This is a genomic window from Stenotrophomonas sp. YJH_SMC_106-19 (genome assembly GCF_059368375.1).
Genome location: NZ_JCAFRQ010000001.1, coordinates 659,181 through 672,659, shown reverse-complemented (window position 1 = coordinate 672,659; position 13,479 = coordinate 659,181). Strand labels below are relative to the sequence as shown.

13 protein-coding genes are annotated in these 13,479 nt (G+C 67.7%); 6 read left to right on the top strand and 7 right to left on the bottom strand.

Annotated elements, in window-relative coordinates; genetic code table 11:
• Nucleotides 1-17 precede the first annotated feature (17 nt).
• The 5 genes from mdtD to AC5P5M_RS03045 form a co-directional block, all read right to left on the bottom strand.
• Nucleotides 18-1,427, bottom strand: coding sequence for a multidrug transporter subunit MdtD (gene mdtD, locus AC5P5M_RS03065; protein ID WP_065182627.1), 1,410 nt, complete (start codon nt 1,425-1,427; stop codon nt 18-20).
• Nucleotides 1,428-1,518: 91 nt separating this feature from the next.
• Nucleotides 1,519-2,592: a uroporphyrinogen decarboxylase gene (gene hemE, locus AC5P5M_RS03060; RefSeq protein WP_414487986.1), complete on the bottom strand. Its 1,074-nt coding sequence runs from the start codon at nt 2,590-2,592 to the stop codon at nt 1,519-1,521.
• Between the two features lie 36 nt (nt 2,593-2,628).
• Nucleotides 2,629-2,868 (bottom strand): WGR domain-containing protein, encoded by a 240-nt coding sequence (locus tag AC5P5M_RS03055; RefSeq protein WP_053518663.1) that lies wholly within the window; start codon nt 2,866-2,868, stop codon nt 2,629-2,631.
• A 120-nt stretch (nt 2,869-2,988) separates the two neighbouring features.
• Nucleotides 2,989-4,101, bottom strand: a complete 1,113-nt coding sequence (gene aroB, locus AC5P5M_RS03050) for a 3-dehydroquinate synthase (RefSeq protein ID WP_197601064.1) — start codon at nt 4,099-4,101, stop codon at nt 2,989-2,991.
• Complete coding sequence (locus AC5P5M_RS03045) at nt 4,098-4,640, bottom strand: shikimate kinase (RefSeq protein ID WP_065174808.1); 543 nt, start codon at nt 4,638-4,640, stop codon at nt 4,098-4,100. The genes aroB and AC5P5M_RS03045 overlap by 4 nt, the downstream gene beginning before the upstream one ends.
• 98 nt (nt 4,641-4,738) lie before the next feature.
• Between AC5P5M_RS03045 and AC5P5M_RS03040 the strand changes: the two genes are divergently transcribed.
• A complete protein-coding gene (locus tag AC5P5M_RS03040) occupies nt 4,739-4,942 on the top strand; it encodes a dodecin family protein (protein ID WP_053518657.1) in 204 nt (67 codons plus the stop codon).
• Between the two features lie 6 nt (nt 4,943-4,948).
• Here AC5P5M_RS03040 and AC5P5M_RS03035 read toward each other — a convergent pair whose 3' ends face one another.
• Complete coding sequence (locus tag AC5P5M_RS03035; RefSeq protein ID WP_197601065.1) at nt 4,949-5,776, bottom strand: kinase; 828 nt, start codon at nt 5,774-5,776, stop codon at nt 4,949-4,951.
• A gap of 40 nt (nt 5,777-5,816) precedes the next feature.
• Between AC5P5M_RS03035 and pdxH the strand changes: the two genes are divergently transcribed.
• Nucleotides 5,817-6,416 (top strand): pyridoxamine 5'-phosphate oxidase, encoded by a 600-nt coding sequence (gene pdxH / locus AC5P5M_RS03030; RefSeq protein WP_193396758.1) that lies wholly within the window; start codon nt 5,817-5,819, stop codon nt 6,414-6,416.
• Nucleotides 6,413-6,880, top strand: coding sequence for an aminoglycoside 6'-N-acetyltransferase (aacA, locus tag AC5P5M_RS03025; protein ID WP_495205550.1), 468 nt, complete (start codon nt 6,413-6,415; stop codon nt 6,878-6,880). The genes pdxH and aacA overlap by 4 nt, the downstream gene beginning before the upstream one ends.
• Before the next feature lie 47 nt (nt 6,881-6,927).
• On the opposite strand, the gene prpR is transcribed toward aacA, so the two are convergent.
• Nucleotides 6,928-8,511, bottom strand: a complete 1,584-nt coding sequence (gene prpR / locus AC5P5M_RS03020) for a propionate catabolism operon regulatory protein PrpR (RefSeq protein ID WP_495205549.1) — start codon at nt 8,509-8,511, stop codon at nt 6,928-6,930.
• Nucleotides 8,512-8,666: 155 nt separating this feature from the next.
• Here prpR and prpB point away from each other — a divergent pair, with 155 nt between their 5' ends.
• The 3 genes from prpB (at nt 8,667) to acnD (ending at nt 13,471) form a co-directional block, all read left to right on the top strand.
• A complete protein-coding gene (gene prpB / locus AC5P5M_RS03015; protein ID WP_481526451.1) occupies nt 8,667-9,560 on the top strand; it encodes a methylisocitrate lyase in 894 nt (297 codons plus the stop codon).
• A 36-nt stretch (nt 9,561-9,596) separates the two neighbouring features.
• Entirely contained in the window at nt 9,597-10,754 is a 1,158-nt protein-coding gene (prpC, locus tag AC5P5M_RS03010; RefSeq protein ID WP_053518648.1) for a bifunctional 2-methylcitrate synthase/citrate synthase, read from the top strand.
• A gap of 98 nt (nt 10,755-10,852) precedes the next feature.
• Nucleotides 10,853-13,471 carry a Fe/S-dependent 2-methylisocitrate dehydratase AcnD gene (acnD, locus tag AC5P5M_RS03005; protein ID WP_164151582.1) on the top strand — a complete coding sequence of 873 codons (2,619 nt, stop codon included), beginning with the start codon at nt 10,853-10,855 and terminating at the stop codon, nt 13,469-13,471.
• Nucleotides 13,472-13,479 lie beyond the last annotated feature (8 nt).

The window sequence follows — 13,479 nt, the reverse complement described above, 5'->3', positions numbered from 1 at the left end:
GGGCACAGTCCGGCAGGCTACTCCGCGACGTGTTCGACCTGGCGGGGTTCGGGCTTGGTGTCCGGCAACTGCCAGAAGATCATCGTCGAAGTCAGTGTGATCGCGCCCACGCACAGGAACGTGGCGTGCAACGCCGCCGTCGCGCCGTGGCCCTCCAGGTGCGTGCCGAAGGCGGCCAGCAGGCTGCCCGCCGCCGCCGCGCCGAAGCCGGCAGCCAGCATCATCACCATCGACAGCAGACTGTTGCCCGAACTGGCGAACTCCCGATCCAGATCGCGCAGGGTCACGGTGTTCATCACGGTGAACTGCAGCGAATTGACCGCACCGAAGAAGGCCAGCTGCAGCAGGCGCCAGCCCAGGTGCTGGCCCGGCGTCATCAGGATGAAGCTGGCCATGGCCAGGCCCACCAGCACGGTGTTGGTCATCAGCACGCGCCGATAGCCGTAGCGTTCGACCAGCTTCACCGCCAGCCGCTTGGAGACCATGCCGGCCGCGGCCACCGGTACCATCATCAGTCCGGCGTTCATCGGTCCCAGGCCAAGGCCCACCTGCAGCAGCAGCGGAATCAGCATCGGCATGGCGCTGCTGCCGATGCGTGAGAACAGGTTGCCGAGGATGCCGATGCGATAGCTGGGCACACGGAACAGCGCCAGCGAGAACAACGGCGCGGTCGAGTTGGCCGCGTGCAGCCAATAGCCCACCAGTGCGGCCAGCCCCGCCACGGTCATCAGCATCACCAGCGCGTGCGGCGTACCCAGCCCGGAGATGCCGTCCAGCGCCAGCGACAGCACCACCATCGCAAAGGCCAGCATGATGTAGCCGCGCAGGTCGAAGCGGGTGCGGTGGCTGGCGTAATGGTCCGGCATGATCTTCATCGCAGCGATGAAGCCGATCACGCCGATCGGAAGGTTGATCAGGAACACCCAGTGCCAGGAGGCGATCTCGACCAGCCAGCCGCCCAGCGTCGGGCCGATCAAGGGGCCGATCAGGGCGGGGATGGCGATGAAGCTCATCGCACGCAGGAAGTCCTCGCGCGGCACCGAACGCATCACCGCCAGGCGGCCGACCGGCAGCAGCATCGCACCGCCGATGCCCTGCAGCACGCGGGCACCCACCAGCTGATGCAGGTGCTGGGCCAGCGCGCAGGCCAGCGAGCCGAGGGTGAACAGGATGATCGCCACCAGGAAGGTGCGCCGGGTGCCGTAGCGGTCAGCGATCCAGCCGGAGGCGGGAATGAACGTGGCGACCGCCAGTGCATAGCTGAACACCACCGACTGCATCTGCAGCGGACTCTCGCCCAGGCTGGCCGCCATCGCCGGCAGCGCCGTGTTGACGATGGTCGAGTCCAGCATCTGCATGAAGATCGCCAGGGACACCAGCCACAGCAGGGGGCGCTGGCGGTTGTAGGTCGATGGCGATGTGGACATGGGTTGTGGCCGGTGCAACGTGGGGGCGCCATGATCGCGCACTGCGGGTCACGGCGCGATCAACACCGCGCCGCAACCGCATGCGCACTGCTCAGCGCTGGCTGTGCGCGTGCACCGCGTCGACCAGTACCTGCACGTGGGCCGGGTCCATGTCCGGTGACATGCCATGGCCAAGGTTGAACACGTGGCCCTCGCGCGACCCGCCATTGCCGGCGGCGTAGGTATCGAGCACGCGCGCGGCAGCGGTGGCGATCGCATCGGGCGAAGCGTACAGCGTGGTGGGGTCGAGGTTGCCCTGCAGGGCAACGCGACCACCGGTGCGGCGCAGCGCTTCGTCCAGGTCCAGCGTCCAGTCCAGGCCCAGTGCATCCGCACCGGTCTGCGACAGTGCTTCCAGGTGCAGGCCGGTGCCCTTGCCGAACAGGATCAGCGGCGTACGCTCGCTGCCTTCGCCACGGTCCAGGCCCTGGGCAATCCGCTGCAGGTAGCGCAGCGAGAATTCGCGGTACATCGCCGGCGACAGCACGCCGCCCCAGGTGTCGAATACCTGCAGGGCCTGCGCGCCCGCGGCGCGTTGCGCGCCCAGGTAGGCGATGACCGCGTCGGTGGTGACCTCCAGCAGGCGGTGCAGCGCCCGCGGGTGGTTCAGCGCCATGGCCTTGATGCGCGAGAAATCCTTGCTGCCGCCGCCTTCCACCATGTAGCAGGCCAGTGTCCATGGGCTGCCGGAGAAACCGATCAGCGGCACCTGGCCATCCAGCTCGCGGCGGATCAGGCGCACCGCATCCATCACGTAGCCCAGGTCCTGCTCCATGTCCGGCACCGCCAGCCTGGCGATGGCGGCTTCGTCACGTACCGGGTGGCGGAACTTGGGGCCTTCGCCTTCGACGAAGTACAGCTCCAGCCCCATCGCGTCGGGGATGGTGAGGATGTCCGAGAACAGGATGGCGGCATCCAACGGGAAACGCCGCAGCGGCTGCAGGGTGACTTCGCAGGCGATCTCCGGGTTCTTGGCCATCGCCAGGAAGCTGCCGGCCTTGGCCCGGGTCGCGCGGTACTCCGGCAGGTAGCGGCCGGCCTGGCGCATCAGCCAGACGGGCGTGCAATCCACCGGTTCGCGGCGCAGAGCGCGTAGCAGGCGATCATTGCGGAGAGGGCTGGTCACGTTGAACGTTCCTTGGATCGAAGGTGGGCAGCGGCATCAGTCGCCGTGCGAAAGGATCTGGAAGCCACGATGCAGTTCGGCATCGCGCGCCTTCTCGAAGGCGTGGCGGGCTTCGTCGGCCTGCAGGAACAGCTCGCGGCGCAGCTGCGAGCGGCCACCGACGCGGCCGCTTTCGCGCAGCAGCTCCCAGCCGCCGAAAAGATCCGGCTGCAGGCTCAGGCGCAGGAACCGCGGTGCCTGCGCACCGGCCTCGGGATGTTGCAGGTAGACATGCATGGCCCGATTGTAGCGGGGCCAGGGTGACCCCGGCCGCAACGCGGTAGCGCCGGGCCATGCCCGGCGGACGCTCAGGAAACCCGGGTAGCGCCGGGCCATGCCCGGCGAACGCGGAAGCGATCAACCCTGGCCCAGCACCTTCAATACCGCTGCTTCATCCACGTCCGGCACCACCTCGGCCCGACCCATGCCGCGCCAGAGCACCAGGCGCAGTCGACCGGCCACGTTCTTCTTGTCCAGCCGCATGCGGCCGAGCAGGGCCTGCGGATCCAGGCCGGCCGGGATCGCGACCGGCAGCCCGAGCCTTTCCAGCAGCGCCTGCAGGCGCGCGCGGTCGGCATCGTCGGCCAGGCCGAGATCGGTGGACAGCCTGGCCGCCAGCACCATGCCCACTGCCACCGCCTCGCCATGGTTCAGCGCATCGCGGCCCGGCGCCGAATAGCCCTGTTCGGTTTCGATGGCATGGCCGAAGGTGTGGCCGAGGTTCAGCAGGGCACGCTCCCCCTTCTCGAACGGATCGCGCTCGACGATGGCGGCCTTGTGCCTGCAGCTGCGGGCGATGGCTTCGGCCAGCACCGCGTCCTCGCCAGCGGACAGCGCGTCGGCGTGGTGCTGCAGCCAGTCGAAGAAATCCGCATCGCCCAGTGCGCCGTACTTCACCACCTCGGCCAGCCCCGCGCGCAGCTCGCGCGGCGGCAGGGTGGCCAGCACCGCGGTATCGGCCACCACCGCGCGCGGCGGATGGAAGGCGCCGACCAGATTCTTGCCGGCAGGAATGTCTACGGCAGTCTTGCCGCCCACCGACGAATCGACCATCGCCAGCAGCGTGGTCGGCAGCTGCACGCAGTCGATGCCCCGCATCCAGCAGGCTGCGGCGAAGCCGGCCAGGTCGCCGACGACACCCCCACCGAGCGCGAACACACAGGCATCGCGGGTGGCGCCCAGGGCTGCCAGCGCTTCGATGGCGCGGCCGAATTCGGCCAGGGTCTTGGAGGCTTCGCCGGCAGCCAGCACGTGTTCGCCGACGACCAGGTCCGAACGCGCGGCCAGCAGGGTCTGCTTCAGCCGCGCCAGGTACAGCGGGGCGACGTCACTGTCGCTGAGCAGCAGGACGTGGCGCCCCCGCACGTGGCGGGCGAGGGCAGGGCCATCGCTCTGGACGCCGGCGCCGATGGAGATGGTGTAAGGGCGGTCACCGCCAACGGCGACCTGCAGCGGAGTGGGGGAAGTCATGCGATCAGGTCCTGGCGCTGCCATTGCGCGGCGAGCTTGACGACCAGCTGGGCGGTGGCGTCGGCAGCGGTGTACGGGTCGGTATCAAGGGTGAGGTCGGCCAGTTCGCGGTACAGCGGATCGCGATGGGCGGCCAGGTCATGCAGCACCTGCTCGCGGTCGGGGCGCTGCAGCAACGGCCGGGCCTTGTCGCGGGCCAGCCGTTCCAGTTGCGCGGTCACGCTGACGCGCAGGTAGACCACGAAGCCACGGCGGGCGATCAATGCCCGGTTGTCCGGGTCCAGTACCGCTCCGCCGCCGGTCGAGACCAGTTGGCCGTGGCCCTGCAGGAGGCGGGCCAGCGCGTCGCGCTCGAGGCTGCGGAAGCCGGTTTCGCCGGAGTGCTCGAAGATCGTGGGAATGCTGGCTCCGGCGGCGTCGACGATGGACTGGTCGACATCGACGAAGTCCAGCGTGAAGCGCTCGGCGAGGCGGCGGCCGATGCAGGTTTTGCCGGCGCCCATCGGGCCGATCAGGATCAGGTTCGGAGCAGGATTCATGCACCCTGATGCTAACACCTCCGTGCCCCGGCCTTTACGTCCTTCACGTCAGGGTGGGACTTCCTGCGGGGATTCCCGCGTTCAACGGAGTACAGGCCATGTCGGTTGCCAAGGTCATCGAAATCACCGCCTCTTCGCCCACGAGCGTGGAGGATGCCGTGCGCAGCGGCCTGAAGAAGGTCTCCGGAACCGTGAAGGGCATCCAGGGGGCCTGGATCAACGAGACCAAGGTGGTCACCAATGGCAGCGGTGAGATCACCGAGTGGCGGGTCAATCTGCGGGTGACCTTCCTGGTGGAATGAGGGGCCTCAGCGCAGTGCCTGTACCTGGCGCTGCGCATCCAGCACCACCACCCGGTCGGCGAGGGCCGGCAGTGCATGCAGCGCCTGCCGGCTGACCCGCTCGAAGTACTGCACGAAGCGCTCCAGCTGCGGCCGGCTCATGCCATGCCGGCCGGGCTGGGCCGCCTGCAGGCTCTGCTCCTGCTGCCAGCGCCAGCGCGGTACTACCGAGAAGTCCGGCGGCTGCAGGAACCACAGGCGGTCACAGCGTTGCCACAATGCCGGGTAGTCGCGCCCCAGGGCCTGGTTGCACCAGTGGCGCCAGCGGCCATCGCTGTCGGCATCACGTTCAAGGGCGTTCAACGGCTGAGCCAGTTCGGATTCGTCCTGCGCCGGTGTGCCCAGGAACCAGCCTTCGAACACCAGCAGGTCCAGCGGCTTTTCCAGCCGTGGCCACTGCGCCTGTGGCAGGCGCTCGTCGGCCAGCTTGTCGAAGCGCGGCAGCGCCAGTGGTTCGCGCGCGGCGGCGGCATCGAGCAGCGCGTGGACCAGCGGCAGGTCGTGGGTGCCCGGCGGCCCCCGGGTGATCAACAGCGGATGGACCTGGCGTGCCAGCCGCTGCCGTTGCGCGCGCGTCAGGTAGACATCATCGATGGACAGCGTCGCGGCGTTCAGGCCCCGGTTCCGGGCGCGCGCCACCACCTGCTCGGCCAGCGTCGATTTGCCGCTCCCCTGCAGCCCGCTGATCGCCAATACTGGAACCGCCGCGCCGCTGCCCAGCGCATCATCCAGTGCCTGCTCGGCCAATGTTTCGGGAAATCCTTTCACCTGGGGCATATACGCAGCAGCGACCATGCCGCCACAATAGATCAATCCGTGTGAGAAGAACGCAATCATGAGCGACCTGTACGCCGAAGCCCTGTCCACGTTTGCGGCCCTGTTCGACGAGGCCAAACAGAGCCGCGAGGTCGAGCCCAACGCGATGACCTTGGCCAGTGCCGACCTGCACGGTCGTCCATCGGCGCGCACCGTGCTGCTGAAGGCCTTCGATGAGCGTGGCTTCGTGTTCTATACCCACCTGGACAGCCACAAGGGCCAGGAGCTGCGGGCCAATCCGCAGGCGGCCCTGCTGTTCCTGTGGCGCAGCCTGCGCGAGGCCGGCATCCAGGTGCGCATCGAAGGCCGTGTCGAACAGGTGGCCGATGCGGAAGCAGACGCCTATTTCGCCAGCCGTCCGCGCATGAGCCAGATCGGCGCGTGGGCCTCGCAGCAGTCGAAGACGCTTGCAACGCGCGAAGAGTTCGATGCGCGCGTGGCCGAGGTCGAGGCACGTTTCGAGGGCAAGGACGTGCCGCGTCCGGACGGCTGGAGTGGCCTGCGCGTGGTGCCCGACCGCATCGAGTTCTGGTACGGCGCGCAGTTCCGCCTGCACGAGCGGTGGTGCTATGAAGCCGGCGCCGAGGGGCGCTGGAGCAAGCGCCTGTTGTATCCGTGAGCGGCTGCGCTGCCACGATCCGCCAGGCCACACCGGCCGATGCCGCTGCATGGTCGCGGCTGCGCGTGGGCCTGTGGCCCGACGCCGATGATCCGCTGGAGGAGCTGGCGCAATCGCTGGCCGATCCGGAAGGTGGGGTGTTCCTGGCGTGCGCGGCTGATGGTGAGGCGGTCGGTTTCGCCGAGGTACGCCTGCGCCACGATTATGTGAACGGCACCGGTTCCTCGCCGGTCGGGTTCCTGGAAGGCTGGTATGTAACGCCGCAGTGGCAGGGCCGCGCTGTCGGCCGTGCCCTGCTGGCGGAAGTGCAGGCGTGGACGCGGGACGCGGGCTGCAGCGAGCTGGCCTCGGACAGCCGCCTGGAGGACGTAGAGGCGCACGCGGCACACCGCGCCTGTGGCTTTGAAGAGACCGAGCGGGTGGTCTATTTCCGCATGCCGCTGGACGCGGCCACGCGGGGGTAGTGCCAATCTTGGCTGGCGGCGCGCCGCGCGGTCCGCGCTGCGCCTGCCTACAGTCCTTCCGCGCGCAGCCAGCGCCACAAGGTGGTGCGTGACACGCCGAGCACCTGGGCCATGCCTTCGCGGTCATTGCGGTGTTCCTGCAGCAGCGCCTGCAGCTGGGCCCGTGCCGGGCGCCTGCCATTGCTTTCCAGCCGCAGGGACGGGGTGCTTTCGCGCGCCAGTTCCGGCGCCAGCTGCAGCAGGCGCCCAGCGTCGATCATCCCGTCTGCCGGCTGCCAGTGGATGCGCAGGCGGTCGACCAGATTGCGCAGTTCTCTCACATTGCCCGGCCAGTCGGCGGCACCCAGCACTGCCATCGCGTCCTGGTCCAGGGGGGCGTCGATACCGCGCAGCTGGCGGAAGAAGTGCCGGGTCAGCAGCGGGATGTCAGCGCGCCGGGCACGCAGCGGGGGCAGTGCGATGCGCAGTGCCGCCAGCCGGTAGTAGAGGTCGCGCCTGAAGCTGCCGGCAGCTGCGCGATGCTCCAGCGACTGCAGCGTCGCGGCCACCACCCGCAGGTCCACGGGTGTTGGTTCGGTGGCGCCGACGCGCAGCACTTCACGTTCTTCCAGCACGCGCAGCAGGCGGGTCTGCAGCGGCAAGGGCAGCTCGCCGATCTCGTCAAGGAACAGTGTGCCGCCATCGGCCGCTTCGACCAGGCCGACCCGGCCGCCACGACGTGCGCCCGTGAAGGCGCCATCGCTGTAGCCGAACAGTTCGGCTTCCAGCAGCGATTCGCTGATCGCGCCGCAGTTCAGCGCGACGAAACGACCGCGCCGGCCGCTGGCGGCGTGCAGTTGCCGTGCCACCAGTTCCTTGCCGGTACCGGTCTCGCCGGTGACCAGCACGGTGCTGTCGTGCGGTGCATAGAGCGCGATCTGTGCGCGCACCTGCGCCATCGCCTCGCTGTCGCCGAGCAGCGCGTATGCATCGCCGCGCGGGGTGGCACTGCGCCGCATGGTGGGGCGTGGACCCACCGAGCGTGCCAGGGTCTGGGTCAGTTCCAGCGCATGCTCGAAGGCCTGCCGTACCGAGTCGGCCGAATACAGCAGCACGCCCGGCAGCCCGGCCTGCTCGGCATGGTCGATGGCCATCCCGGTGCCGACGATCACTTCGATGCCGTTGGCACGCAGATCGGCGATGCAGTCGCGCGCATCTTCGCGGGTGACGAAGCGGCGGTGCTCGATATCCAGGCCGAAGCTCTGCTGGAAGCCGCTGAACACCGGCACGTCGCTGGCATGGGTGACCAGGCCGATGCGTGCGGCGATGCGGCGCGCGCGCGCCAGAGCCTCCATCAGGTCGAAGCCGTTGGCCTGGATCGGCACCAGCGGCAGGTCGAGCCGACTGCGCAGCCAGGCCGCGTTCGAGCCACCGGCAATCACCACGTCGCAGTGCTCGCGGCGCAGGCGTTGGCCGATCACCTCCACTGCCTCTTCGAAGCCGAGGTTGATCTGTTCGATGCGCGCGCGGCGGTCGAACTCGGGAATGACGTCACCCAGCAGGCCGGTCAGCCGCGAAACGCTGACCGTCCAGATCACCGGGCGACCGGGGTCGGCGTCGGCATGGCGCAGGGGCGAGCGGGGCAGGTACATGGGGCGGACACCAGCACGGGAGTGTTTCATGATACATCTGTTTCAATGTTTCATATGTTTCATCGCTGTTAGCCGATCATGCCTTTGAAATCAATCGCTTGCAGCTTGGCATGGTGCTTGCGCCTGCCCACCTGTTCCTCAACATGGATTGCCGCATGACCGCTTCCGCCCCTTCTTCCGCCGGTGCCCGCTTCCGCGAGGCTCTGGCCGCCGAATCGCCGCTGCAGGTGATCGGTGCGATCAACGCCAACCACGCCCTGCTGGCCAAGCGCGCCGGCTTCCGCGCCATCTACCTGTCCGGCGGTGGTGTTGCCGCAGGCTCGCTGGGCCTGCCGGACCTGGGCATCAACACCCTGGAAGACGTGCTGGTGGACGTGCGCCGCATCACCGACGTCTGCGACCTGCCGCTGATGGTGGACATCGATACCGGCTTCGGACCCAGCGCGTTCAACATCGCGCGCACCGTGAAGTCGCTGATCAAGGCCGGCGCGGCCGCCTGCCACATCGAGGACCAGGTCGGCGCCAAGCGCTGTGGTCACCGTCCCGGCAAGGAGATCGTTTCGCAGGGTGAGATGGTCGACCGCGTGAAGGCCGCCGCTGATGCAAAGACCGATCCGGATTTCTTCCTGATCGCACGCACCGATGCCATCCAGGTGGATGGCGTGGACAAGGCCATCGAGCGCGCCATCGCCTGTGTCGAAGCGGGCGCTGATGGCATCTTCGCCGAGGCTGCCTACGATCTGGACACCTACCGCCGCTTCGTCGATGCAGTGAAGGTGCCGGTGCTGGCCAACATCACCGAATTCGGTGCGACGCCGCTGTTCAGCCGCGACGAGCTGGCCTCGGCCGGGGTCGCCATCCAGCTGTTGCCGCTGTCGGCGTTCCGCGCGGCGAACAAGGCGGCGGAGAACGTCTACCAGGCGGTGCGCCGCGACGGTCACCAGCGCAGCGTGGTCGACGCCATGCAGACCCGCGAAGAACTGTACGACCGCATCGGCTACCACGCGTTCGAGCAGCAGCTCGACGCACTGTTCGCCGCCAAGAAATAAGCAGTACCCTGCACCATCAAGTTTTCGGAGGGAAACATGAACGATACGACCGCAACCCCGACCTTCAAGCCGAAGAAGTCCGTCGCCCTGTCCGGCACTGCCGCCGGCAACACCGCGCTGTGCAGCGTCGGTCGCAGCGGCAATGACCTGCACTACCGTGGCTACGACATCCTGGATCTGGCCAACACCAGCGAATTCGAGGAAATCGCGTACCTGCTGGTGCACGGCAAGCTGCCGACCCGCGCCGAGCTGGTTTCGTACAAGGCCAAGCTGAAGTCGCTGCGTGGCATCCCGGCCGCGGTGAAAGCCGCGCTGGAAGAACTGCCGCCGTCGGCACACCCGATGGATGTGATGCGCACCGGCGTGTCGGTGCTCGGCTGCGTGGCGCCGGAAAAGGATGACCACAACCATCCGGGTGCACGCGACATCGCCGACAAGCTGATGGCCTGCCTCGGCTCGATGCTGCTGTACTGGTACCACTGGAGCCACAACGGCCGCGCCATCGACGTGGAAACCGATGACGATTCCATCGGTGGCCACTTCCTGCACCTGCTGCACGGCGAGAAGCCACAGGATTCGTGGGTGAAGGCGATGCACACCTCGCTGATCCTGTACGCAGAGCACGAGTTCAATGCGTCCACCTTCACCTGCCGTGTCATCGCCGGTACCGGCAGCGACATGTACAGTGCGATCTGCGGTGGCATCGGCGCGCTGCGCGGCCCCAAGCATGGCGGCGCCAACGAAGTGGCCTTCGAGGTGCAGAAGCGCTACGACAGCCCGGATGAGGCCGAAGAGGACATCAAGGCCCGCGTCGAGCGCAAGGAAGTGGTGATCGGCTTCGGCCACCCGGTGTACACCGTGTCCGACCCGCGCAACAAGGTGATCAAGGACGTCGCCCGTGAGCTGTCCGAAGAGCAGTCGAGCATGAAGATGTACGACATCGCCGAGCGCCTGGAGACGGTGATGTGGGACATCAAGAAAATGTTCCCGAACCTGGACTGGTTCAGCGCCGTCAGCTACCACATGATGGGCGTGCCGACCGCAATGTTCACCCCGCTGTTCGTCATCGCCCGCACCGCCGGCTGGAGCGCGCACATCGTCGAGCAGCGCATCGACGGCAAGATCATCCGTCCGAGCGCGAACTACATCGGCCCGGAAGATCGCGAGTTCGTGGCCATCGACAAGCGCGCCTGACCGCCGCGTGATCCATCCATCCGGTCGGCCCAGTGCCGGCCGGATGCCTTCATTGCCGCTCGCCGGCATCCGGCCCGCCCCAAGCATTCCGCCAGCCCATGAATACCGATTACCGCAAGACCCTCCCCGGCACCCCGCTGGACTACTTCGATGCGCGCGCTGCGGTCGATGCGATCCAGCCCGGCGCCTACGCCACGCTGCCGTATGTCTCGCGCGTGCTGGCCGAGAACCTGGTACGGCGTTGCGATCCGGCGATGCTCACCGCCTCGCTGACGCAGCTGATCGAACGTCGCCGCGACCTGGATTTTCCCTGGTTCCCGGCGCGCGTGGTGTGCCATGACATTCTCGGCCAGACCGCGCTGGTGGATCTGGCCGGCCTGCGCGATGCGATCGCCGACAAGGGCGGCGATCCGGCCAAGGTCAACCCGGTGGTGCCGGTACAGCTGATCGTTGATCACTCGCTGGCGGTGGAGTGCGGTGGTTTCGATCCGCAGGCATTCGAGAAGAACCGCGCCATCGAGGATCGCCGCAACGAGGATCGCTTCCATTTCATCGACTGGACCAAGCGGGCGTTCCAGAACGTGGATGTGATTCCGCCGGGCAACGGCATCATGCACCAGATCAACCTGGAGAAGATGTCGCCGGTGATCTACGTGCAGGACGGCGTGGCCTTCCCGGATACCTGCGTGGGCACCGACAGCCATACCCCGCACGTCGATGCGCTGGGCGTGATCGCCATCGGTGTCGGCGGCCTGGAGGCCGAGAACGTGATGCTCGGCCGCGCGTCGTGGATGCGCCTGCCCGACATCATCGGCGTGGAACTGACCGGTCGGCCACAGCCAGGGATCACCGCCACCGACGTGGTGCTGGCCCTGACCGAGTTCCTGCGCAAGGAACGCGTGGTGGGCGCCTGGCTTGAATTCTTCGGCGAGGGTGCGGCCGCGCTGACCATCGGTGACCGTGCCACCATCTCCAACATGTGCCCGGAATACGGCGCGACCGCGGCGATGTTCTACATCGACGGGCAGACCATCGATTACCTGCGCCTGACCGGCCGCGAGGAATCGCAGGTGGCGCTGGTGGAGAACTACGCACGCAGCACCGGTCTGTGGGCCGATGCGCTGGCCACGGCGCAGTACGAGCGCGTGCTGCGCTTCGACCTGTCCAGCGTGGTCCGCAACATGGCGGGCCCGAGCAATCCGCATCGCCGCCTGCCGGTGGCCGAGCTGGCCGAGCGCGGCATCGCCGACGCAGCCAAGCTCGATGCCGGCAAGGCCGAGCAGCTGCGGGGCCTGATGCCTGATGGCGCGGTGATCATCGCCGCCATTACCAGCTGCACCAACACCTCCAACCCGCGCAACGTGATCGCCGCCGGCCTGCTGGCGCGCAAGGCCAACGAGCGCGGCCTGCTGCGCAAGCCGTGGGTCAAGTCGTCGCTGGCCCCGGGTTCAAAGGCGGTGCAGCTGTATCTGGAAGAGGCCGGCCTGCTGCCGGAGCTGGAAAAGCTCGGCTTCGGCATCGTCGCGTTCGCCTGCACCACGTGCAACGGCATGAGCGGTGCGCTGGATCCGGCGATCCAGCAGGAAATCATCGACCGCGACCTGTATGCCACGGCCGTGCTGTCGGGTAACCGCAACTTCGATGGCCGCATCCATCCTTACGCAAAGCAGGCCTTCCTTGCATCGCCGCCACTGGTGATCGCCTATGCCATTGCCGGCACCATGCGCTTCGACATCGAGAAGGACGTGCTTGGCGTGGACGCCGACGGCAACGAGGTGCGCCTGAAGGACATCTGGCCGAGCGATGCCGAGATCGATGCAGTGGTGAAGGCGGCGGTGAAGCCCGAGCAGTTCCGCAGCGTCTACAACCCGATGTTCAACGTGCGCGTGGAGCAGGGTGCGGCGGTCAGTCCGCTGTATGACTGGCGCCCGCAGAGCACCTACATCCGCCGCCCGCCGTACTGGGAGGGGGCGCTGGCCGGTGAACGCACGCTGGCGGGCATGCGCGCGCTGGCGGTGCTGCCGGACAACATCACCACCGACCACCTGTCGCCGTCCAACGCAATCCTGGCCTCCAGTGCCGCCGGCGAATACCTGGCGAAGATGGGCCTGCCGGAAGAGGACTTCAATTCCTACGCAACCCACCGCGGCGACCACCTGACCGCGCAGCGCGCCACCTTCGCCAACCCGAAACTGTTCAACGAGATGGTGCGCAACGACGACGGCAGCGTGAAGCAGGGCTCGCTGGCGCGGGTGGAGCCGGAGGGCAAGGTGATGCGCATGTGGGAGGCGATCGAGACCTACATGGAGCGCAAGCAGCCGCTGATCATCATCGCCGGTGCCGACTACGGCCAGGGCAGCTCGCGTGACTGGGCAGCAAAGGGCGTGCGCCTGGCCGGCGTGGAAGCGATCGCGGCGGAAGGCTTCGAGCGCATCCACCGCACCAACCTGATCGGCATGGGCGTGCTGCCGCTGGAGTTCAAGCCGGGCACCACCCGGCTGACCCTGGGCATCGACGGTACCGAGACCTTCGACGTGGTGGGCGAGCGCACGCCGCGCGCCGACCTGACCCTGGTCATCCACCGCCGCGATGGGCAGGACATCATCGTGCCGGTCACCTGTCGCCTGGACAGCGACGAGGAAGTGGCGATCTACGAAGCGGGCGGTGTACTGCAGCGCTTCGCCCAGGATTTCCTCGAAGGTGCCCGGGTGGCATGAGACAACCG